Origin of the sequence: Antarctobacter sp. (assembly GCF_048262615.1) — a bacterium.
Taxonomy (GTDB): domain Bacteria; phylum Pseudomonadota; class Alphaproteobacteria; order Rhodobacterales; family Rhodobacteraceae; genus Antarctobacter.
Genome location: NZ_JBLXFB010000025.1, coordinates 1 through 23,030 on the forward strand (window position 1 = coordinate 1; position 23,030 = coordinate 23,030).

14 protein-coding genes are annotated in these 23,030 nt (G+C 61.8%); 9 read left to right on the top strand and 5 right to left on the bottom strand.

Annotation, left to right across the window (positions count from 1 at the left end; translation table 11 throughout):
* Positions 1 to 110 precede the first annotated feature (110 nt).
* From ACN0S5_RS19775 to ACN0S5_RS19785, 3 genes are read left to right on the top strand one after another with little or no spacing between them, the layout of a single operon-like run.
* Positions 111 to 1,517, top strand: a complete 1,407-nt coding sequence (locus tag ACN0S5_RS19775; protein WP_417210578.1) for a hypothetical protein — start codon at positions 111 to 113, stop codon at positions 1,515 to 1,517.
* A gap of 18 nt (positions 1,518 to 1,535) precedes the next feature.
* Complete coding sequence (locus ACN0S5_RS19780; protein ID WP_417210651.1) at positions 1,536 to 2,438, top strand: 5-dehydro-4-deoxyglucarate dehydratase; 903 nt, start codon at positions 1,536 to 1,538, stop codon at positions 2,436 to 2,438.
* A 13-nt stretch (positions 2,439 to 2,451) separates the two neighbouring features.
* Positions 2,452 to 3,408: an NAD(P)-dependent oxidoreductase gene (locus ACN0S5_RS19785; RefSeq protein ID WP_417210580.1), complete on the top strand. Its 957-nt coding sequence runs from the start codon at positions 2,452 to 2,454 to the stop codon at positions 3,406 to 3,408.
* Positions 3,409 to 3,475: 67 nt separating this feature from the next.
* Here the strand turns inward: ACN0S5_RS19785 and ACN0S5_RS19790 are convergent, their stop codons facing one another.
* Positions 3,476 to 4,105: a 4'-phosphopantetheinyl transferase family protein gene (locus tag ACN0S5_RS19790; RefSeq protein ID WP_417210582.1), complete on the bottom strand. Its 630-nt coding sequence runs from the start codon at positions 4,103 to 4,105 to the stop codon at positions 3,476 to 3,478.
* Positions 4,106 to 4,443: 338 nt separating this feature from the next.
* Between ACN0S5_RS19790 and ACN0S5_RS19795 the strand changes: the two genes are divergently transcribed.
* The 4 genes from ACN0S5_RS19795 to ACN0S5_RS19810 all read left to right on the top strand — a co-directional run bounded on the left by ACN0S5_RS19795 (position 4,444) and on the right by ACN0S5_RS19810 (position 13,470).
* Positions 4,444 to 5,235 carry a hypothetical protein gene (locus ACN0S5_RS19795; RefSeq protein WP_417210585.1) on the top strand — a complete coding sequence of 264 codons (792 nt, stop codon included), beginning with the start codon at positions 4,444 to 4,446 and terminating at the stop codon, positions 5,233 to 5,235.
* Positions 5,236 to 5,324: 89 nt separating this feature from the next.
* Positions 5,325 to 6,185: a hypothetical protein gene (locus ACN0S5_RS19800; RefSeq protein WP_417210587.1), complete on the top strand. Its 861-nt coding sequence runs from the start codon at positions 5,325 to 5,327 to the stop codon at positions 6,183 to 6,185.
* A gap of 68 nt (positions 6,186 to 6,253) precedes the next feature.
* On the top strand, positions 6,254 to 7,090 hold the full coding sequence (locus ACN0S5_RS19805) for a hypothetical protein (protein ID WP_417210589.1): 837 nt from the start codon (positions 6,254 to 6,256) through the stop codon (positions 7,088 to 7,090).
* A 74-nt stretch (positions 7,091 to 7,164) separates the two neighbouring features.
* On the top strand, positions 7,165 to 13,470 hold the full coding sequence (locus ACN0S5_RS19810) for a type I polyketide synthase (protein ID WP_417210591.1): 6,306 nt from the start codon (positions 7,165 to 7,167) through the stop codon (positions 13,468 to 13,470).
* 96 nt (positions 13,471 to 13,566) lie between these two features.
* On the opposite strand, the gene ACN0S5_RS19815 is transcribed toward ACN0S5_RS19810, so the two are convergent.
* Both ACN0S5_RS19815 and ACN0S5_RS19820 read right to left on the bottom strand, forming a co-directional pair.
* Positions 13,567 to 14,595 (bottom strand): trans-3-hydroxy-L-proline dehydratase, encoded by a 1,029-nt coding sequence (locus ACN0S5_RS19815; protein WP_417210593.1) that lies wholly within the window; start codon positions 14,593 to 14,595, stop codon positions 13,567 to 13,569.
* A gap of 1 nt (position 14,596) precedes the next feature.
* Entirely contained in the window at positions 14,597 to 16,639 is a 2,043-nt protein-coding gene (locus tag ACN0S5_RS19820; protein WP_417210596.1) for an FAD-dependent oxidoreductase, read from the bottom strand.
* A 118-nt stretch (positions 16,640 to 16,757) separates the two neighbouring features.
* Here ACN0S5_RS19820 and ACN0S5_RS19825 point away from each other — a divergent pair, with 118 nt between their 5' ends.
* Positions 16,758 to 17,429, top strand: coding sequence for a TetR/AcrR family transcriptional regulator (locus ACN0S5_RS19825; RefSeq protein ID WP_417210598.1), 672 nt, complete (start codon positions 16,758 to 16,760; stop codon positions 17,427 to 17,429).
* Here the strand turns inward: ACN0S5_RS19825 and ACN0S5_RS19830 are convergent.
* The gene (locus ACN0S5_RS19830) at positions 17,389 to 18,021 is read right to left on the bottom strand and encodes a hypothetical protein (RefSeq protein WP_417210599.1); all 633 of its coding nucleotides are present in this window, start codon (positions 18,019 to 18,021) and stop codon (positions 17,389 to 17,391) included. The two genes, ACN0S5_RS19825 and ACN0S5_RS19830, sit on opposite strands and share 41 nt — an antisense overlap.
* 158 nt (positions 18,022 to 18,179) lie before the next feature.
* Between ACN0S5_RS19830 and ACN0S5_RS19835 the strand changes: the two genes are divergently transcribed.
* Complete coding sequence (locus ACN0S5_RS19835) at positions 18,180 to 20,102, top strand: SEC-C metal-binding domain-containing protein (protein WP_417210601.1); 1,923 nt, start codon at positions 18,180 to 18,182, stop codon at positions 20,100 to 20,102.
* Between the two features lie 331 nt (positions 20,103 to 20,433).
* Here ACN0S5_RS19835 and ACN0S5_RS19840 read toward each other — a convergent pair whose 3' ends face one another.
* Entirely contained in the window at positions 20,434 to 22,938 is a 2,505-nt protein-coding gene (locus ACN0S5_RS19840) for an adenosylcobalamin-dependent ribonucleoside-diphosphate reductase (RefSeq protein WP_417210602.1), read from the bottom strand.
* Between the last annotated feature and the right edge of the window lie 92 nt (positions 22,939 to 23,030).

The following is a 23,030-nucleotide window of genomic DNA, read 5'->3' on the forward strand; positions in this document are numbered from 1 at the left end:
TTTGGCGCAACCTCCGTCGGCACCATGGCCATCCGCCGCTTCCTGCGACCGGTCTGCTACCAGAACATGCCCGACGATCTGCTGCCCGAAGATCTGCGGTAAATCCGGGAATGTCGCGGGCTTCGGAATCGACGGGGCAGACGCGCGCGCTCCTGCCGCTTGTGTCTGTCCTTCTTGTGGCCGTCGCGGGTCTGGAACTGCTGGCGCGGTTCACCGGCATGCGGGCGGTGCAGGATGCCGCCTGGATCACCATGCTCTGCGCCGTCATCTTGTCAGCGCGCCGGCTCGGCGCGCGGGAATACTACCTCGTCGCCGCCAGCGCCGCCGTGACAGTGCTGGTGATCCTGCTGCGCCCGGACCCGGAACCGATCCTGATCGGCGCGCTGGATCAGGCGGTCTTTCTGATGAGCTTCATTCTCTTGCTGGGCTTGTTGCAGGCGACGGCCAAAACCTCGCCTTCTGTGGCTGAACTGGGCGCATTCCTGACCCGCCAGCCGCCCGGACGGCGTTATGCGGCGCTGTCGGGCGGGACGGCGCTGCTTGGGGTTCTGTTCAACATCGGCGTTGTCAGCTTTCTGGTGCCGCTCATTCAGCAGGGCATTCACCGCGCAGCACCGGGGGACGCCCTGAACCCGATCCGGGAACGGCGGCAGATTTCAGCCCTGTTGCGCGGCTTTGCATGGAGTGTCACCTGGTCGCCGACCGCCATCGCGCCCTTGATCGTCGCCGACCTGTTGCCGGGAATAGAGCGCATCGTCTGGATGGGGTACGCTTTCCCGGTGTTCATGATCCTCATGGTTGCCGGATGGCTTGAGGACCGGGTGCGGTTCCGCGCGTTCAAGCCCAAGGGCGTGTTGCCGGTGATGGCATGGCCGCGCACCGCCGCGCTGCGGTTTGCCGCGACAACCGTGTGGTTCCTGCTGCTGGTGCTGGGCTTTGTCTGGCTGTTTGACGAAAGCATCGTCTTTGGCGTGCTTGCCGCCTGCCCGATTATGGTGATCGGCTGGCTTGTGGCGCAACAGGGCCGTGCCGGGGTGCCGTCCCGGCTGCGCCAGATGATCGGCACCGATTTGCCTGCTTCGGTCAACATCGCGGTCACTCTGGCGACTTCGGGATATATCGGACGCGCCGCAGCGGGTCTGACCCCTGCCGAGAGCGTGGCCGAGGCTTTGGGTCTGGCCACGACGCCCGATTGGCTGATGCTGGTCATTCTGCCCACCTTGACCGCATTGATCAGCCTGCTGGCCTTGTCGCCGACGATGATGGCGGTGTTTCTGGGCTCGTTCTTTGCGGCATTGCCGGTTTTGCCCGCAGACCCGACCCTTATCGCCTTTTCCATATCCTGCGGATGGGCCCTGTCGATGACATTTTCCCCCTTTGCGACGCTTGTTCTGGTCGTCTCGCGGGCGTCCGGCATTCCCATCTCTACCCTCACCTGGCGCTGGAATCTCCTGTTCACAACCTTCGCTGCAATCCTGCTTTTTCCGGTCTTTTACCTTTTGACCGGCGGGCACTAATCCAAGGAAACGCTCATGATCGCCCCCACTGACCTGCGCACCATCATCCGCTCTGGCCTGCTGTCCTTTCCGGTCACACCGTTTGACGCTGAGGACAAATTCAACGCAAACGCCTTTGCCGCACACCTGGAATGGCTCAGCCCGCACAAGATCGCCGGGCTGATCGTCGCTGGCGGCACCGGAGAGCTGTTTTCCCTGACGCCCGCAGAGGTGGTCGAAGTTGTGAAAACCGCCCGCGCCGCCCAGCCGGACCAGCCGGTGATCGCGGGCTGTGGCTATGGCACCCGAATGGCCTGCGACATGGCGCAAGAGATCGAGGCGGCGGGCGGCGACGGCATCCTGCTGTTGCCCCATTACCTGATCGGCGCGCCGCAGGACGGGATAGAGGCGCATATCCGCGCGGTCTGCAACGCCACCAACATGGGCGTGATCGTCTACAACCGGGGGCAGTCCGTTGTCTCTGCCGAAACGCTGGCACGACTGGCGGAGGATTGCCCGAACCTGGTCGGATTCAAGGACGGCACCGGCGATATCGACACGGTCAAGCGGATCACCGTCGGTCTGGGAGATCGGCTGGCCTACGTCGGCGGGATGCCCACGCATGAGCTGTTTGCGCAGGCCTATCGCGGCGCGGGCGTCGACACCTATTCCTCTGCCGTTTTCAACTTTGTCCCCGAAACGGCGCTGGCCTTTCACGCCGCCTTTGTCGCCGGGGACGATGCCACCTGTGAGGCGATGCTGCGCGACTTCTACTACCCCTTCGCAAAGATCCGTGACCGCAAAACCGGCTACGCGGTTTCGGCAATCAAGGCCGGTGTCGCGCTGCGGGGATTTGAGACCGGGCCGGTGCGCAGCCCGCTGACCGACCTGACCGATGAGGAACGCGACCTGATGCGCGGTCTCATTCAGGACCGGAAATAGGCGCTGACCGGCCATGTCCCCCGTCATCCTTACAACCTCTCCGACCTTCGCAACCATCGGCGGGCTTTCCGAACGGATCGCCGCCGATGGCTATGAGCTTGCCCGCTTCCCGCAGGTCGATGCCGGCTACCATGCGGCTTTGGCCCGCGCCGAGTTTCTGGTCGCGGGGTTGCCTGCGGTCGATGCCAGCACAATCGCCGCCGCACCGCATCTGAAAGGCGTGCTGAAACATGGGGTCGGGCTCGACTCCATTGATATCGACGCCGCCTCGCGGGCGGGCGTCCCCGTGACCTCGACACCGGGGGCAAATGCGCAGGCGGTGGCGGAGATGGCGCTTGGCGCGATCTTTGCCCTGTCACGCAATACTGTGGCTGGACATGCAACCGTCACACAAGGCCGGTGGGAGCGCAGGCGCGGGCGCGAAGTGGCGGGGCGCACGCTGGGCATTCTGGGGTTTGGGCAGATCGGTCAGCGGCTGGCCCGTATGGCGCTTGGCGTCGGAATGCGGGTGATTGCGCATGACGCCTTTCCCAACCTCGCGGCCGCCGAGGAAATTGGCGTTGAAATGGTGTCTTTTGACACCTTGCTGGACCGCGCCGACCATCTTTCGCTGCATCTTTCGGGCGGCCCTGCCTCTACCGGATTGATCGGGTCGCAGGCCATGGCCCGCATGAAACCGGGTGCCTGCCTGTTGAATTTCGCGCGCGGCAGCATCGTGAATCTGGATGCGCTTGCCCAAGCGCTTGGGTCCGGCCATCTGGGCGGCGCCGCGCTGGATGCCTTTGTCCATGAACCGCCCGACATCGGCCATGCCCTTTTTGCCCTGCCGAACACCTTGTTTTCTCCCCATTCCGGGGCCGATACCACCGAGTCCATCCAGCGGATGGGCGAAATGGTATTCGAAGATATCCAGACACTGGCCAAAGGCGACCTTCCGGAGCGAACAGTCAATCAGGCTGATTTGGCCTAGACAGCACCGGCACTGACGGGTCCGGCCCGGCATTTGTGGCGATCCAGGGACTCGATTATTCCTGTCGTCAATTCGACAGTATTGCCAAAGCGCAGATGCTGGGCCGGGTGATATAGCGGATGCCGACCTCCCAACCGCTTGTGGTTCGACAGGTCATGGCCTCCAGGTTGACCTGAACATCCTGAAAACCCAAAGGGACGCCGTCGATTGGATTCACGGCTTTATAGACGGCTTCTTTGACCACGAACAACAGCCTGCTGGACAGGACGGCAGGTGGATATCGGAGTTGTTCCTCCGGAGTCGCCACTCTGGTCTCTATCCCCAGTGGCAGCGGAATCGCCGGTTCGATATCGATTCCAAGCCCGCGACAGCGAATCGTTGTCGACAGGGCGGCCACGGCAAACTCTGCGTCATGGGCAAGCGACCCAACCAGTCCATCGGGCCAGCGCGGGGGTCCGCCACGGACCCTTGGAATTGCTGCGGGCCCGTGACCAATGCGTTGCATGAGGTCCCTTGCCACGATCCGGGCAGCCCCGCTTTGCCGCCGGACTTTGGGAACTGAATTGCGAAAAATCTCTGTTTCTTCGGGCCATAGGCCGCCACCATCCTCCGCAGCGATGTGGCGGCAGGCGATCAGAAGCCCCGGACACGCAAGCGTCAAGAGGGCCGCTTGCAGCTCGGCTTCATCGTTAAACATGCTAATTTCTTACAGGTTTTCGTGCAGGGTGACGTGCAAACCTATGTCGGTTTTTCAAGGCCTTCAACGTGAAAGGGCTTTGGCAGACGGCCGGACAGACCGTCGATAATTTTCCCTTAACTTTCTTTCTCTTAGGAAGTTGACTTGAGGGTCGCGCCGCGAATCGCCAAAAAGTTGTTTGGGAAAATTTTGCTTTCGTGTGAGTATAGTAATCGGGTTGAGGTGTATTGGCTTCAATCAATCATTTAACGGAGGATTTTGTTATGAACGATGTTCATGACCGGCTTGGTGCGTGGTTGTCAGGTGTAAACATTAATGTACGGAATGATGATGGCGTTATGCACCCGATGCTGGTGCATGAGAATACCGCCATCCTGAACGAAGCCAAAGGCGCAAAAGACACCCCGGCCATGGTTCAGGTCACGGGTGATGAGCCGGTTCCGGACCAACAGCGCATTCTGTACGAGGCGCAGAAAAAGTACGGGGCCACCAGTGACGAAGCCGTGCAGGCCATGCTGCGCGCCCCGGCAACCGGCCTGATGCATGTGTCGGACATGGCCCGTGCCGCGACCGGCTGGAACCCTGTTCTGCTGGACAGCAACGCAAACTCGGTCGCCTACGACGCCTATCTGCAAAAGATGCTGAACTTTCCGCTGGTGACGCTGAACTATGCCAACCATGAGATGATGCGACGGACAACAAGCGACTGGAACACGTTGATTGATGCAATCGCGGACACGTTCCAAGGCATTGCCGCCGAGGACAAAGGCGCGATCGTGAGCGGCTTGAAGAACCTCGCTCAGGCCGCGTCGAGCAAGGAAAGCACAGAGCAAAAGACCGCGCTGTTCTGCCAGAACGCAATCAATACCGCGAACGATACCTATCAGTTCTTCCTCTACAACAGCACCGCGACGTTCAAAGAGGAAAAGGGCAAGGGCTTTGACATGAAGTCGAACGACTTCAACGTGCTCAAGATCAAGGTGACCTTGAAATACGAGCTGTGGACAGAGCAGGCGGTGAAGATGCTCATCGGTCAGACAGCGCAAAGTCTGGATGACTGGATCACCGGCAACAGCACCTCGCTTGAAGGCACCAGCCCGATCCCGGCGCTTCAGCAAGGCACGCCTTAATCCCCCCATATCCGAACCTGAAGGCAGAGATGCGCCGTTGCGCGCGGCGCACCTCTGCCCGGTACTGAATTTTAAAGGTAGTTCGTGCGATGACCGATAAACCGGGGCTGTCGACGGCCCAATGGAAACGGGCGCATAGCGTTCCGCATGTCAAAACCAAAGGCGCATTGCATGACGCCGAAAAGGCAAGAGCCATCCGGGCGCTGGATCCACCGGCAGGCGTTGTCCTGTCCGGGGCCGTTCTGGCGGGGACAGAGACGGATCAGGCCAATGACATGAATGCGGCGGCCAGAAAGGCGCTCGCCGAGTTTGGCAGCCAGAGCAAAGAATTCGCCGACGTCTTTTTCAAAGCCCCCGCCTCTGCGCTGGCGGTCCTGACACAGGACGCACGCACAACCGCCGGGTTCGAACCGCAACAAGAGCCTCCCAGCACATCGGAATTCAACGCTTTCACCTCGGCGATCGGGACAAACCCGCTGCTTTTTGTCACCACGGCCATCCAATTGCACGGCAACACGGCGATCTACACAACAGAAGTGGCCGCTGCCGAGGGTACATTGGACCTGTTGCCTTTTACGATGCCGCAAGACCAGCAAAAGGAACTTGAGGCCCTTTTTGCGGAGGTCGCTGAACAGGCGCGGCAGGACGGCAGCACACCCGAACACCCCTTGGCCATCTATCTTTTCCGGATCACCGCATCTGATGAACTGGGCTTCAGTCTTACCGGGTCGAATTGGAATGTCAGCGCCACTTTCAAGCGCCCGCCTTTCGGCAAGGAAAAGAAACTTGAAATCCGGGTCGAACTGCAAAACGGACTGAATGCCGTGCTGAAATGGAAGCCCGACCAATGGAAGGTCGAGGTTGCCGAGATCGCAAAAGATACCGATGTGATCCCCACATTCAAAGAGTGGATCACGGGGTTCAGCACGCCGTTCACTGAAACGCAATAAGACGCCCGCGCCCGCTGTTTTGCGGACAAAAAGCATGGCCACGGCAGCAATAAAAGAGATGCGACGTGATGACTGATTTTCAACAGGACGATTTCGACAACTGGCTGGCCGCGAACAGGCCCGGATCCAAAAAGACGGAAATGGATCCCTTGTCGCGGTTCATGGGGGCGCTGGCGGATGGCACGCCGGTGGTATTGAACAGCACGCTCACGGGGGCAAACGCGCAGCAGGCAATGGAAAAGGACGCCGCCTATTCAAGCGCGCCTCCGGGCCCTCCGGCGGTCGAAGCCCTGAAGCAAAGCCCCGCAACTGGCGCGTCCATGATCATGACGCTGGCGCAGGAACAGTCTGGCTACAACCCATCCGATCCGGCCCAGTTGGGGTCCGCCAGCATGTTCATGACGTATATCAACCAGGTCTTGCAGTGCCCGCTTTACTCGACCGTGATCAACGATATCGTCAATCTGCAACTCTCGGGCAGCTGGGACCACGGGATCGATCAGATCCTTGGCTATTACGTTGGCATACCGCAGCGCGATCTGGACACGATCCGCGAAAGCCTTGTGACTGTCGCTGCCGCGGCTTCAAGCAACCCGTCCACCAATCAGGTGACAAACCTGTTTGCACAGGCGACCCTTAGCGCAGGCGACACCATCGACGCCTACATGTATCAATCGAATGTTGTCATGCGCTCGACCCGACATTCAGGTGGCAAGAACCAGCCCGATTACACAACAAATCAGGCCAATATGTCATTGCATCGGGTGCAGTTGCGATTTGATCAGGCCAATTGGCCGTCTCAGGCCGAGAACGTTTACAACGCGACGCACCAATCGCTGTCTGACTGGCTGGCTGGGGGATCGACGCCGACAGGAGACCTGCCCGACAACTGGGCCCCCCGCTAGACATGTGGAAGATTTCCGACGCAATGTCTCTGGCATCCATCTTTCGAACCGTCTGAGCCAAGGGGCAGAAACGCGTGCAAGACTCTGAATCTATTGCCATTGTCGGGATCGGCTGCCGCTTTCCGGGGGGTGCCGCGACGCCCGGTGCGTTTTGGAACCTGTTGGAGGCGGGCGTGGACGCCACCTGCGACGTGCCGGAGGAACGCTGGAGCCTTCAGCGGTTCTATGACCCGGATCCCGCGACACCCGGCAAGATCTATACCAGCCGCGGTGGGTTCCTGCGCGAGTCGATCCGCGAATTCGACGCCCGTTTCTTTGGTATCTCGCCAAGGGAGGCCGCCCAGATGGACCCCCAGCAAAGGCTGCTGCTGGAGGTCGCATGGGAGGCTTTTGAACACGCGGGCATCGTGCCCGATGACATGCGCGGATCGTTGACCGGGGTCTTTGTCGGTGGCTTCACAATCGACAACAAGATTCACCTTTTGAACGCGCTGAACCGCGAGGCGATCACCAGCCACACCGCCGTCAGCGCAACCTTGGGGATGTTGTCCAACCGCCTGTCCTATATCTACGACCTGCGCGGCCCCAGCATCACGACCGACACGGCCTGTTCATCGTCGATGGTGGCGTTGCATCTGGCGGTTCAGGCGCTGCGGCGCGGAGAATGCGACACGGCGCTGGTCGGCGGTGTCAACGTCATGTTCCGCCCCGCCTACATGGTGGCCATGTCCAAAGGCGGCTTTCTCTCCCCCGATGGCCGCTGCAAAAGCTTTGATGCCCGCGGCGACGGATATGGCCGCGGTGAAGGGGCCGGCCTGCTGGTGCTCAAGCCGCTGTCAGCGGCAGAACGTGACGGCGATACCATTCAGGCGGTCATCCTTGAAACCGGCGTGAATCAGGACGGTCGCACGGACGGCATCACGCTGCCGAACGTCGACGCACAGGCCGCGCTGGTGGAACGGGTGCTGGACCGCGCTCAGGTTTCGCCCGCAATGGTGCAATATGTCGAGGCGCATGGCACGGGCACCCGGGCGGGCGATGCCACAGAGGCGGAATCGCTGTCGCGGTCCATCGCCCGGAAACGGCCCGCCTCTGCCGGGCCACTGGTGATCGGGTCGGCGAAATCCAATATCGGCCATCTGGAAGCCGCCGCAGGCGTGGCCGGAGTGATCAAGGCCGCTCTTGCCCTGAAGCACCGCAAGATCCCGCCAAGCCTGCATTTCCGGACGCCACCGGACACAATTGACCTAAAGGCGCAGCGGATCACGATCCCAACCGCCTTGCAGGACTGGCCAGAAACCACGCGGGCCATAGCGGCGGTCAATTCCTTTGGCTATGGCGGCACCAACGCCCACGCGCTGTTGGCGGAGCCACCCAAACAGGTTTACACCGCTGCGCCTGCACCCGACCGGCCCATCGTTCTGCCAGTCTCTGCCCGCAGCGATGCCTCTTTGATCCGCCAGTTGAAACATCTGCATCAGATCATCAAGGCGCGTCCCGGCACCAGCTTGCCAGACCTGTGCTACACGGCCGCCCGCCGCCGCTCACATCACCCGTTTCGGGCCGCCGTGGTCTGCGACGGCCTCGATCAAGTGCAAGGACAGCTTAAGAACTTCTTTGCGGGCGACGACAGCGAACGGGTCTTTGTGCCGCCAACCGACAATCGCGTCACGCCGAAACTTGCCTTTGTCTACACCGGAATGGGGCCGCAAAGCTGGGGAATGGCGGCCGAGTTGATCGATGCCGATCCCATTGCCGCCAAGATGTTCGATCAGTGCGACGCGCTTTGGTCGGACCTGACGGGCCAATCCCTGAAACCCCTGTTCGCCGACCGGTCTGGTGCCCCCATGCAAGAGCCGATCGCCGCACAACCGGCGAACTTTGTAACCCAAGTGATGCTGACAGAGGTCCTGCGGGCCTACGGCCTCACACCTGCTTCTGTTGTCGGCCACAGCACCGGTGAAATCGCAGCCGCTTGGGCCAGCGGCACCCTCACCCTCAAGGACGCACTGTGCGTGACATGGCACCGCTGCCGCCTGCAACAGACCTGTCTTGGTCTAGGGCGGATGATGGCCGTCGGCCAGCCAGAGCGCATGACACGCGCCGAATTACCCGACGGGCTGGACATCGCGGCGGTCAACAGCCCGCGCTCTGTGACGCTTGCCGGAACAGAGGCGGCGCTTTCAGACTATGCCCGCCAGATCGAGGCGAAGGACGGCTTTGCCCGATTGCTGAATGTGGGGGTGGCCTACCACAGCAGGCAGATGGACGGCATCAAGGACGACTTCCTGTCGTCGCTGACCTCACTTTCCCACACCGATCCTAAGATGCCGCTCTACTCGTCAGTTACAGGGGCGCGGGTCCAGAGTGCCGAACAGGGTGCCGACTATTGGTGGCAAAACCTGCGTGAGACCGTTCGATTTGCCGACGCTGCGAGTGCGATGGTCGCGGACGGCCATACGATTTTCCTTGAGGTCGGGCCACACCCGGTTCTGGCTGGCGCGCTGGTCGAGATCCTCGCCGCCGCCCGCGTCAAAGGGGTCTGTGTGCCCTCGCTCCGGCGTCAACGGCCAGAGCAGGTCTCGGTCGCCTCCGCCGTGGCCGAAATCTATTCGCATGGCGTGGATCTGGACTGGCAGCGGCCCTGCCCCTCTGGGACCCGCGTGCCTCTGCTCAGCTATCCTTGGGACCGAGAGGATTTCTGGAGCGAGTCGGAACTGTCTGCCCGCGACCGTTTGGGGACCAACGAACATCCGATCCTGTCGCGGTCGCTGGATCAGGCGACACCCACATGGCAAGGGGAACTGACCCGCACCACCCATGGCTTTTTGGCCGACCACTGTGTGCGGGGTGACCCGGTTTTTCCCGCAGCGGGCTATGTCGAACTGGCCCTTGCCGCGCGCCGAAACCCCGCCGCATCGACGGTCATCGAGGATATGAAGTTTGAGGCCCTGTTGCCCAGTTTTGCCACGCCGATGCTGCGGTTGCATCTGGATGAGGCAAGCGGGGCAATTCAGATCTATGCCCGCGAACGCAGTGTGGATGCGAAATGGGGGGTAAATGCCACGGGCTATGTCCGGCAAACCTCTGCGCCGCCACGCCACGAAGGCGTTGACCTGAGTGCGATCAGGGCGCGCTGTGCCACCACCTTTGACACCGCCGCCTTTTACCAAAAGGCCAAGGCGCTGGGGCTGGACTATGGCGCGTCCTTCCGGTGTTTGCGAAGCGGGCATCTGGGTCAGAATGAGGCGCTGTTCCAGTTGCGACTGGCCAGCACCGACACACCCACCGCCAACGACTATTATGCACATCCCGTCCTGCTGGACGGCGCTTTGCAGGCGGGCCTTGCGCTGCAATTTGCCACGCAACCGGATGCGGACACGGTGTCGCTGCCAACCGGGATTGGCCAACTTCGCTTTCACAGGAAACTGGACGCCGAGGTATGGTGCCACATCTGGCAACAGGGCACCGACATCTCACTTGCGATCTATGACGCGCAAGGCGCGGCGTTGTTGGAACTCTCGGGTCTGCGGACCCGCGCGTTGCCCGTGGCGACGGTGCGGGGCCGGTCTCAGGATCAGGTACTGTATACCAGCCTTTGGGACTCGCCCCGGACCACAAAACTGCCGGTCGCCAAGGAAACCACATGGCTGGTTTTCGCGGACAAGGCGGGCATTGCCGAGGGGCTTTGTGATCGGGCACCCGACAAGCTGATGACATTGGTGACGGTAACGCCCGGACCCGCATTTGCCCGGTTGTCGCCCACCGACTATCAGATCGCGCGTAACAGCCCCGATGACATGCAAAAGCTGCTGAGCAGTCTCGGCGACCAAGAGCTTGCCGGTGTAGTCTACCTCTGGCCTGTCGATATCCCGGATATCGGGCCGGAGACGGACCATGCGACAACAGGATGCGCGGATGTGGTCGATCTTTTGCACCTGATCCAGGCGCTGAACACCCAATTCGGCGCTGCGGTGCCGCCCCTGACGGTGTGTTGCGCCCAGTCGCAGATCGTCACGGTCGGCGACACGGGCCAAAGCGCTCCGGGCCAGCACGCGGTCTGGAGCGCGATCCGCGCAGCACAGCTTGAACTCAGGCAAATGGCGTTCCGTCTGGTCGATCTGCCGACGCGGAACGGCTTTATCGCGTCCAAACGCCTGATGCACGAACTGCATCTGGCACTGGCCGACACAGAGGTGGCCTATCGCGGCGACTATCGCTTTGCCAATCGCGTTGTCCGGCTTGGGCCGGAACGCTATCCGGCGCGCACGTCTAAGTCGGGCACCAGATACCAGTTTGCCTCCGTCAATCAGGGCGGCACCGAACGGCGCGGTCTTATCGAAATAGCGCCAGACGCATTGGGGCGCGACGATGTCGAGGTTGCCCTGCATTGGAACACGATCGGCGATTTTGACCACCGGAGCATTCAGAAACATGGCGCGCCGACCTTGCCGCCTCTGGCCCTGCGGTGTGCCGGGAGGATCACGGCGCTGGGGTCTGGGGTGACAGACCTCACAGTGGGCCAGCCTGTTGTTGTCCTTGCGCCGCAAGGCTGGATGAATTCCCATCTGGTGCTGCCCGCCGGACAAGTGCTGGCCTACCCCGAAGAGGTCGCGCCCGACGAGGACCGTAGCGCACTGCTCGACTGGATGACGGCGCATCACGCGCTCTTTGCGCTGTGCGATGTGACACCGGGCGACTGGGTGCTGATCCAACAGGCAGAGACAGGTGTCGGCTTTGCGGCGGCACAGCTCTGCCTCGCAATCGGCGCGCAGGTCATCGCGACGGCCGGGACAGAGGCGCGCCGCGCGGCCCTGCGCGACGCGGGCTGTCAAGTCGTGAGCGACGCACGCACGTTCGCTTTTCGTGACGCCGTCCACACCGCGACAGAGGGGCGTGGTGCAGATGTGGCCCTGACGCCGCTCGGCGGCGAAATGCGGGTGGCCTGTTTCGATGCCGTGCGCCCCGGCGGCGCACTTCTGGATTACAGCCCGGTTGAGGCATCGGGCGCGCAGATCCCGCTGCGCCTGTTGGATCGCGGCATCCGTTATCTCCGTGCCGATCTGGCCCGCGTCTTCGCGGGTGATCGCGCCCTTGCCGAGCGCGCCTTGGCCGGTGTGCACCCGCTCTTGGCCGGGGACGCGCTGCGCCCGATCCCGGTCACAACGTTCCATCCATCGGAGATCGAAAAGGCGCTCAACGCGTCTGTGCAGGACGGTCATATCGGACGGCTGACTTTGGACACCGGCGACAAGATCGTGCCGCTGATCGCACGTCCGCCACGGCAGATCGTGCATCCGGACGCAGGCTATCTGATCACCGGCGGATTTGGCGGCATCGGCGTCGAAACGATCCGCTGGCTGGTCGACGCGGGCGCGCGACATATTGCGGTGCTCAGCCGGTCCGGCCCCAAAAGCAAAGCCGCTGAGGCCATGTTGCAAGAGCTTGATGCGCGGGGCTGCACTTTGCTGCATCAAGAGATCGACATGGCCGAGGCCGCCTCCGTCGCGCAGGCGGTAAAGGCGTTGTCGTCGCAGATGCCACCGCTGCGCGGGGTTATCCATGCGGCAGGCATTTTGGCGGACACGGACATAGAGCAAATGACCGCTGATCAGGTTCAGGCGGTGATGGCCGCAAAGGCCAACGGGGCGTTGAACCTGCATCATGCCGTTGCAGGGACCGATCTGGATTTCTTTGTCTGCTACGGGTCGATCGCGGCCTCTTTGGGCAACATCGGCCAATACAATTACGCTGCGGCGAACGGCTTCCTGCACGGGCTGGTGATGGCGCGGCGCGCGCGCGGTCTGGTCGGAACCTGCATCAACTGGGGGCCTGTGGCGGACTTGGGCATGGCGGCAGAGGATGACCGCATCGCGGAACGGCTGGCGCGCGCCGGGCTGACGCCGGTGTCGATGGAGATGGTCTTTGACGTGATCAGCGAGGCCATCCAGCACCATTGGGTCAGCTTCGACGTCGTGGACATTGATTGGGGGATCTGGGGGCGGCAGGCCAGCACCAAGGATCGGCGCAGGCTTGCCAAGGTTCTGCCAGAGGGACCGGCGGGCGGGGTCAGCACGGCCGCCGCGTTCCGGGAGCTGATCTACAGTCTTGATCCGAATGAGCGGCTTGCCACCATCTTTGCGATGGTTGTCGGGGTCACGGCACGGGTTCTGCGTTTGAACGAAAGCCAGATTGACGCCTCGGCCAACCTTGCGGATCTGGGGACGGATTCCATCATGGCGGCCGAGATCCGGCAGGAACTGGCCGCGCGCACCGATGTCAGCCTGCGAACCGTCTATCTGACGCGGGGGCCAGCGCTTGCCGATATCGCCAAACGGCTGGAGCTTGCGATCCTGCGGGGTGAGACGGTCTATTCCTAGCGATCCGGGCGATCCGGGCGATCCGGCGCATCTGCTGCGGGGCCCAATCAGCGGAGCGGTCCTGCCTGCCCGAGGGCATCCGGACAGCGCGACGGTCTACCGCGCGCCCCATGTGTCTGACAGCCGATAGCCTTCGGGCCATGGGTCGGACGGGTCCAGCATGTGTTGGTGGGTGCCTGTGATCCAGCCGCGCCCGGAAATTTCCGGCAGGATGGCCGGCCTCCCTCCGACCGTCGTTTCGCCCAGTATCGTCCCCGCGAAGGTCGATCCGATCACGGATCGCGCCGTCAGCCTGTCACCGACCTTCATCCGGCCGCGCGCGTGCAGCACTGCCATCCGCGCCGACAAGGCCGTGCCGGTTGGCGAACGATCCACCTTGCCCGGTTGAATGGCCACGGCGGCACCGGCCTCCAGCCCCTCGGGACCGCTGCTCATTTGCCCCGCGAACAGGCAGAAAGAGATGTGCCGCCAGTCGGGGTTTTCGGGATGGGTGAACCCAAGCTGCGCGTTGGCCGTATTGGTGATCCTGACCCCCAGTTTGGCGATATCATGCGCCTCATCCTCACACAGCGCAAAGCCCAGCGCCTCGGCGTCGACTATCACGAAACTGTCGCCGCCATAGGCCGTGTCCACGACCAGCGTTCCAAGCCCCTCCACCTCCAGCGTCCGGTCAAGGTCACAGGCGAAAGAGGGCACATTCTGCACAAAAATGCGCTCGGCCTTGCCGTTCCGGCATTCGGCGCGCACACGGACCAGCCCACCGGGCGCTTCCAGAACCATGTGGGTTTCCGGTTCGACCATCGGCACCAGCCCGCCGTCCAGCAGGACGGTCGCCACACAGATCGAGTTGGAACCGGACATGGGCGGCGTGTCCTCCGGCTCCATGATGATCCATGCGGCCTGCGCCTCGGGGTGTTTCGGCGGCACCAGCAGGTTCACATGCCGGAACACGCCGCCCCGAGGTTCGTTCAGGACGAAGTTGCGCAGGGTCTGGTCCCGCGCAATCCAGCGGGACTGTTCCCAGATCGTGTCGCCGGGGGGCGGCAGGACACCGCCCACGATAACATCCCCGACCTCGCCCTCGGCGTGGGCCGAGATGACGTGAATGGGTTTGGTCGAGCGCATGTCAGATGTCCTTCATCAACCGCAGCGCATCGTAGATCGCCGCATGAGTATTGCGCGCGCTGACCGCGTCGCCGATCCGGAACAGCTGAAAGCGCCCATCGGGGTTGCGCTGCACCGTTTGCGCGCGCCCGTCGATCAGGGCGTCGTGGTCCACGGCACCACCATTCGACGAGCGTGGCTTCAGTTGGAAATACAACTCGTCGAGCGGCATCGTGCCGTAGTTCACCACCACCTGATCATAGCTTTTTTCGCTGGTGAACCTGCTGTAGTCGGTGCCGATCACGGCTGTCAGGCGGTTGCCGTCTTTGCGAACATCTTTCAGACGGCGGGTGACGGTAAAGGTCACGTCCTTGTCTTGCAGCGCGCGCATGTAGGGCACGAGGTTCATGGCCATGATATCCGGGGCAAAGGTCCGGTCCGGGGTCATGACCTCGACCCTGGCCCCCGCCTGCGCGGCCACTTCCGCCGCCATCAGCGCCGGGTGATCGCCGCTTTCATCGTAGATCAGCACATCTTGCCCCGGCTTCACATCGCCCGACAGGATGTCCCACGCGCTGACCACATGACGCGCCTCTGTCCCTTCGAAGAGTTCAAGGTTTGGTAATCCCCCGGTGGCGATGATCACCACGTCGGGGGCAAGCGCGGTCACATCATCCGCCTCGGCCCAGGTGTTGAAACGAAATGTGACGTCGCGCGCGGCGCATTGCGCCATGCGCCAGTCGATGATCGAGATCATCTCACGCCGCCGGTCCGACAGGGCGGTCAGGCGGACCTGACCGCCGGGATCGGGCTGCGCCTCGAAAACGGTCACATCATGGCCCCGTTCCGCCGCCACCCGCGCCGCCTCTAGCCCGGCGGGACCGGCCCCGACAATCACGACGTTCCTGCGTTCTGTCGCGGGCGGGATCTCGTGCGGCATGGTCAATTCGCGCCCCGTGGCGGCGTTGTGGATGCACAGCGCCTCTCCGGCGGCATAGATGCGGTCAAGACAATAGGTCGCCCCGACGCAGGGGCGGATGTCTTGCTCGCGCCCTTCGATGATCTTCTTGACGATATGCGGGTCGGCCATGTGTGCGCGCGTCATGCCGACCATGTCGAGCAGGCCCGCCTGAACAGCGTGCCGGGCCGTCGCCACATCGGGGATCTTGGCGGCGTGAAAGGTGGGCATGCCGGTGGCGGCCCTTACCGCGCCGGCAAAATCCAGATGCGGCGCGTTTTTCATCCCCTGCACCGGGATTACATCCGTCATGGCGGGATCGGTGTGGATACGACCCCGGATCACGTTGAGGAAATCCACCATGCCGCTGCCGGCCAGCCGTTTCGATATCTCGATGCCCGTCTCGGGCGTGATGCCCCCGGCCTCTGCCTCGTCCGCCGTGTAGCGCAGGCCGACGATGAAATCATCGCCCACGCGTGCGCGAATACCCCGCAGCACGTCCATCAGCAGTTTCATACGGCTATCCAGCGTCTGACCGCCATAAGGACCATCAAGATCATTTGTCAGCGGCGACCAGAACTGATCCAGCAGGTGGCCATAGACCTGCAACTCGATCCCGTCCATGCCGCCCGCCTTCATCCGTTCGGTGGCGTCGGCGAAATCGGCGATGATGCGTTCGATGTCCCAGTCTTCGGCCCGTTTTGGAAAGGCCTTGTGCGCCGGTTCGCGGTGCTTTGACGACGACACCGAAGGCAGCCAGTCGCCCTTGTTCCAGGTGGTCCGGCGGCCAAGATGCGTCAGTTGAATCATCACCGCGCAGCCATGATCGTGGCAGGCATCGGTCAGTTGGCGAATATAGGGAACCACCTCGTCCTTGTAGGCCAGGATGTTGTTGAACACCGGCGGGCTGTCTCTGGATACCGCCGCCGACCCCGCAGTCATGGCAAGCGCAACACCGGCTTTTGCCCGCTCGGTGTGATAGGCGGCATATCGCGCCTTGGGCATGCCGTCCTCCGGGTAGGCCGGTTCGTGGCTGGTGGTCATGATGCGATTGCGCAGCGTCAGATGCTTGAGCCGATATGGCTGAAGAAGGGGATCGGTGGACATCGGCAAACCCTCTGGCTGATACGCGACACAATCCCAAAATGTTCATCCATGTCAACTTTTAGTTCACTGTCGTACATTTCTCTTGTCGCGTGTTTTGGGCAACCTTACGCTTGCCCTCATGACAGCAACCAAAGACACCCCGAACGCGACCGACAAAACCTCTGGCTGGCGTGGTTCGCGCGAGGTCTGGCTAGCGTCAGCCGGACAGGCATTGATCACGTCCGGGGTGGATGCTGTGAAAATCCAGTCGCTGGCAAATGCGCTGAACATCTCGCGCACCAGCTTTTACTGGTTTTTCAAGGACAGGAGCGCGCTGCTAGATGCGCTCTTGCAAGAGTGGGAGGTGAAAAACACCGGGGCCTTCCTTAACGCATGCAGTGCCTATGCCGAGACCATTTCAGAGGCCGTGCTGAATCTCATCGCGGTGTTTCACAACGATGCCGCGTTCGAACCCCAACTTGACTTCGCAATCCGGGGATGGGCGCACCAGTCGGATGCGGTGGCATCCCGAGTCCACCGGTCGGACGAAATTAGGCTCGATGCGATCCGTGCCATGTTTTCGCGGTTCGGCTTTGACGACGATGAGGCAGATGTCCGCGCCCGAACCGTCTATCTGACCCAGATCGGTTACATCTCGATGCAGGTTCGGGAAGATCGGGCCACCCGCGTGGCCCGTGTCCCGGCATATGTAAAGACGTTTTGCGGACAGGCCGCCAGCGACAGCGAAATGGCCCGCTTTCTGGCGGGCCTTAGGATTGAGTCCAGCACGCGGAGCACCAAAGGCGCATAGTGACCGCGCACCGCACCACCAATTCCGGATCAGAACACGGCCCCAGAGACCGGACGCGCATCCGCCCGCCCTTCGCCCGGAATGTGGCCCAACCCCGCTCTCTTCGGAACGCTGCGCTGCTGATGCGACGGATGTCGCCCGGGTCCTTCGAGTTCTTGAGCGAAGCGAGCCATCGATACGTCGCGCCCAGGACGTTGCCGCGCTCGGGTTTGATGCCCTGCTTCAGAAAGCGCGATTGCGTGGCTTGAAGCGCATCCCGGATGCCGCCCTCCCCTTTCGAGGTCGCCGCGTAGCCGGCACGGCCTGCGGTATCCCAATCGTTGTCGGAGAGCTGGCCGGGTAGCGCCTCCGGTCCAAACTCCAGAAGAACCCCCAGCATCTCGGTCGCACGGAAAGCCTGCTCGAGTGTCTGACTGTCGAGCCAGGTCGGACCCCTGGCTCCATCGAGGCGCGCAATGACGTATTCCTGCAAGCGCGATGGAGATCGCTGCAAAGCCCCGTCCACCAGTTGATCCAGGGCATCATTGCGCTCCGGGACCCGCAGCGCCAGCTGGTGGAACGCGTCATCCCACGCCACCTTTTTCCTGCGCATGAGCGCATTCCCCATTGCCGGTAACCTACGTCGATGTTGTTGACACTCCTGGACCGGCTCTCGCATCGGCAGTCGCTCGCGAGGTGGCCGGTCGGATGTTCGGACGGTCGAGTGGAAAACTGGGAGAGATCCTACTTCCCGGTGCGAGTGGTCTCGATATGCTTGGCGCACTGAGTGTCAAGCTCGGCGAGGAGGGTGTGCATGCCCATGTCGTGATCGACAACGCCCACAGAGTCCCGGCATCGGAGATCGAGGTGATCGTCGCCCGCGCGACGAATCTCCGATTTTTGTTGCTCGCTCAGCCGGGTTCGGAGGTCGCCGCTCTGGAGGCAGGACTCGCCATCCGTGCCGAGATTCTTCACGGCTGGGACGAAGACACGATCGCGGCCGCCGTTCATGATGCTGGCTGCCAAGCCGACTTCAACGACTGTGAGCGCCTTTCGCGCCTGACCGGTGGGTTGCCGTTCTACGTTCTCAACGCTGCCACGGTTGCCAAACGGGAATATGGCGGTTTGATCCGCGCCTTCTGCGCAGATGTCGAAGCGCAGACCCACATCGTCGAAACTGCCCAAGAAATCATTCTGAGGCGCGCATTTGAGGGATTGCCGACCGAAGCCCGTGAAACGGTTGCGATACTGAGCTTGGCCGACGTCGCGCTCTCGCGGGACGAGGCGGTCAAACTGTTGCAGGATGCCTGTGATCTCGATGACAGGGCAAGTGCTGCTCGCCTGCGAGCGCTGCCTGCGACGGGTGCGCTCGAATTATTCGGCAATTCCGCACTAAAAATACATGACGCCGTCCGCATGTTTGGCCTCGCCGATTTGGCTGGTCGGGGCGCCGCGGTCGAAAGCAAGGCGAAAGCCGCGCTTCGTGAGGTTATCATCGGCTCGCTCCGCGAGGACTGGAGTATCGCAAAGCTGGGACTTCTCATCCGCCTCTTCGGGCAACTGGGGGATTCGAAAATCCTCGTCGAGTTTGCAACGGACGAACTGTTCCACGAGATGGGTGTCTGGCCCGAGATCGAGCCATTCTTGGTTGAAATAGCCGCCAACCCGCACGCAGATCCCGAAACGCGTCTCTGGGCGCTGGATGGGCTTGTGTTCAACCACCTCAGGGAAGGAGCAGTCGAACCCGCCCGCAGTCGCATTGACGAGATGCAGGCCCTGGTCGAGGCAACCGGTCTCGGTCAGGACGAGTGGCTGGCCTGGGGCATGAAACAAATGCTCCTCATGTCGATGCTCGGAGACGCAGAAGGAGTCGATGAGATGCTCACGCTGGTCGAGAAGCGTATGCCGGCAACGTCCACGCACATGCGAGTTTTCCGCTATAACAGGGCGCTCGCCCATTTCAAACTCGGTGACAACACCAGCGCCGTGGCCGCAGCTTCTGAACTGATAAGAGAGTATTATAGGGAAATCGGCATCACCGCTGGAGATGTGATTGGGCGCAACGCGCCAGAGCTGTGGCCGGTGCTGCCCCAAGATCGAGATATTACCGATATACTGAAGCATTTCGCCGACACGCTTGACCTTTTCGCGCAGGCGAGCGGAAGTAAAGGTATGCACGCTGCGGCGGCCCGCATCCAAGCGATGAAGTTCTATCAGCTCGCCAACGCGTTTGACTCGCTGCTTCGAGTCGGCCTCGATCTGGTTGATGACTTCGTTTGGGACAACGACTTCATAGGCGCCCGTCAGATACTGGAGCAAAATCTCTTTCCGATTTTGCAGAAGGTAGGATTGGCGTCGCGCGTTCTGGAGACGAGAGCGCTATATGCTGTTGTGCTTGCCTACTGTGGTGACCATCAGGCCGCAGCAGATGAGGTGGCGCGGCTCCAGCCGTTCGAGGAGGCTATGGTGCCGGGCCACCGCGAAGCGTTTCAGGATCAGAAGCGCATAATCGAGCGTGTTCGTCTCTTTGGAGGGCCGCAGCAGCGGGAGGTTCATATCCCAAGACAAGTGCAGGCGCTTTTTGATTCGCGTCGCGGTCCATCGAAGCTAATCGAGCCGCGTCGGAAGGTCGGTCGCAACGAACGCTGCCCATGTGGATCTGGCAGGAAATACAAGCATTGCCACGGACGGTGATGACTGTCTCGACTTAGGGCACAAGTATTTCGACTTCTTAGGCCAATGCTTTGGAGGGGTCGCACAGCCGACTTTCGCAAAATATGAAGCGAACGACCGGAAACCGCCCCACCCAGTCATTCGCCCTATCCACAGCGAACGACCACTCCCCACACACGGCCACCACCCACAGAGGAATGAGCGCCAATGGTGCATAGCCCCAGTGTGGCCGCACATATCGGCACCCGGGCTTGAAACTAACAAATGGACACCAAATGCTGGGAAAATGGCCATTTAGACGCGCCAAATGGCCAAAAATTGCTGGTTATATCAGAACAGCATCCTCAGCCGCTTATCCTGAACACTTGGAATGGCCGCATGTCCCGCATGTCATGCAGCCTTCGATCATCCGCATGTCGTATTGTCCGCAGTTCGGGCAGGCCGGGCCGCGCGGTGGGTCGAGGTTGACGACCTGCGCTTGGGGATCGCTTTTCAGGCCCATCCCTTCGCCTTCCAGAAACCCGGTCGAGACCATGTGCCGTTCGATCACCCCACCGATCGCTGCGAGGATCGAGGGGATGTATTTGCCTTGCACCCAAGCGCCGCCGCGCGGGTCGAAAACCGCTTTGAGTTCTTCGACCACAAACGACACGTCGCCGCCGCGCCGGAACACCGCCGAGATCATCCGGGTCAGCGCCACGGTCCAGGCGAAATGTTCCATGTTCTTGGAGTTGATGAAGACCTCAAAGGGTCGGCGGTGTCCGCCGACGATAATATCGTTGATCGTCAGATAGATGGCATGCTCGCTATCGGGCCATTTCAGCTTGTAGGTATTGCCCTCCAGCGCCTGCGGCCGGTCCAGCGGCTCGGACATGTAGACGACATCGCCATGGGGTTGGCGCGGTTCTGCGTCCGAAGTGGCCACGACGTCGGGGGCGCTTTTGATCCCCATGAGTGTGGAGAGGTCAACACTCAGAGCTTTCGCTATTTTGCCAGCATTGTCCAACGACGGCGTTTTCTTGTTTTTGACCATTTGTTGAACGAAGTTTCGGCCCAATCCAGCTTCTTCCGACAAACTTCTCAAGCTGAAGTTCTTAGCCTCGGAGAGAGCTAGGACACGAGCAGCGAAATCCTCGCCAGATGTCCCAGCAGGCTTCTCCTCCGAAACACTCAAAACACTCCCCGTCACCGCATTCGGCCGGTAGGTCGTGCAGCCCTTGCACCCCGTCTCGAAGGCTTCAAGGTACACATCCTTGAAGTCCTCGAACGAAATATCCTCGGGGCAGTTGATGGTCTTGGAAATCGACGAATCCACCCATTTCTGCGCCGCCGCCTGCATCCGCACATGGTCCAGCGGCGCCAGCGTCTGGGCGTTCACGAAATACTCGGGCAGGTCCGCCTCCGCGCCGTGCAGCTCGCGATACAGCGTCACGGCATAGTCGGTGATTTCCTCCTCGGTCCGCGATCCGTCCTTTTGCAGCACCTTGCGGGTATAGGCATAGGCAAAGACCGGCTCGATCCCCGACGACACGTTCCCGGCATACAGCGAAATCGTTCCCGTGGGCGCGATGGAAGTCACCAAAGCGTTGCGGATGCCGTGGGCGCGCACCGCCTCGCGGACATCCTCATCCATCGCCATCATAGTTCCGCTGGCCAGATACCCTTCGGCGTCGAACAGGGGGAAAGCCCCCTTCTCCCTCGCCAATTGCACCGACGCCAGATATGCGGCGCGGGCGATCCGCTGCAGCCAACGCTCGGTCTGACGCGCCGCCTCCTCTGAGCCATAGCGCAGCCGCACCATCAGCAGCGCATCGGCCAGACCCGTGACGCCCAGTCCGATCCGGCGCTTGTTCATGGCCTCAAGGCGCTGCGCCTCCAGCGGGAATTTCGAGGCATCGACCACGTTGTCCATCATCCGCACAGCGGTGCCGACAAGCTCATCCAGCGCGGCCTCATCCAGATGCGCGTCTCCGGTGAAGGGATCATTCACCAGCCGCGCCATGTTGATCGACCCAAGCAGGCAGGCCCCATAAGGCGGCAAGGGCTGCTCACCGCAGGGGTTGGTGGCGCTGATCGTCTCGCAATAGTTCAGGTTGTTGGCCTGATTGATCCGGTCGATGAAAATCACACCGGGTTCGGCATAATCATAGGTCGCGCGCATGATCCTGTTCCACAGGTCGCGCGCGGGCAGCGTGTGATAAACCACGCCGTCAAACTGCAACTCCCACGGTCCGTCCGCCTTGACCGCCGCCATAAAGGCATCCGTGACCAGCACCGACAGGTTAAACATGCGCAGACGCGCGCTGTCGGCCTTGGCGCTGATGAAATCCTCGATATCCGGGTGGTCACAGCGCATGGTCGCCATCATCGCGCCGCGACGCGACCCCGCCGACATGATCGTGCGGCACATGGAATCCCAGACATCCATGAACGACAGCGGGCCAGAGGCATCCGCCGCCACCCCCGCCACCGGTGCGCCCTTGGGCCGGATGGTGGAGAAATCATAGCCGATGCCGCCGCCCTGCTGCATGGTCAGGGCGGCCTCTTTGAGCATCTCGAAAATGCCGCCCATGTTGTCGGGGATGGTGCCCATGACAAAACAGTTGAACAGGGTGACAGAGCGGTTGGTCCCCGCGCCCGCCGTGATCCGCCCGGCGGGCAGGTATCTGAAATCCTCCAGCGCGTTGTAAAACCGCTCTTCCCACAGGACCGGATCGGCCTCGACAGAGGCCAGCGACCGGGCGATCCGGCGCCATGTGTCCTCGACGCTCAGGTCGATGGGTGTCCCGTCCGCCTGCTTGAGGCGGTATTTCATGTCCCAGATCTGTTCGGCGATGGGGGCGGCAAAGCGGGTCATGTCAGGCGATTCCCTCAGGTGGCAGACTGGCAATCTAGCAAATCCACGCAACAGGTTGAATACGAGGAATGTAAGTATACCACATCATGAGG